This is a genomic window from Faecalibacterium sp. DFI.5.82, assembly GCF_029076575.1.
GTDB classification, from domain to species: Bacteria; Bacillota; Clostridia; order Oscillospirales; family Ruminococcaceae; genus Faecalibacterium; species Faecalibacterium duncaniae.
The window spans coordinates 1-345 of sequence record NZ_JARFIS010000192.1 but is presented as its reverse complement, the minus strand read 5'-3'; the positions used below and the strand labels follow the sequence as shown (position 1 = coordinate 345).

Here is a 345-nt window from a genome sequence, read left to right as displayed (position 1 = left end):
ATGCCGCCGAGCCGCAGAACAGGCTCATCATCCAGTCGGGCAGGTCACCGCCCAGAATGGCACAGCCGGGGCTTGCAGAGCAGCCGGTGAGCGCCAGCAGCGCCGCCGTCAGCCCGGAATAGCGAAGTACGGACCGTCGAGAAATTTTCATGGAAAAAGCCCTCCTATCGGATCGGCTTGCCCGGCGCGGAAGTGCGCCCGGCAGGTCGGTTGCAGTTTTGTAATGAACTGCTTTGCTTGTACTGGTTCTTGCCCGGTTTGTAAAGGGGCAGTTCGTGGCAAAATCTGCCCGATGACGGCTTTGGGAAAGTTTTTTGTGCAGAAAGCTTGCTTTTTGCCCGGGAG

1 protein-coding gene is annotated in these 345 nt (G+C 58.6%); it reads right to left on the bottom strand.

Going from position 1 to position 345, the window contains the following annotated elements:
• Positions 1–147 precede the first annotated feature (147 nt).
• Positions 148–345 (bottom strand): hypothetical protein (locus tag P0G09_RS16195; RefSeq protein WP_275253176.1); only part of this gene is annotated, 198 nt, incomplete at its 5' end.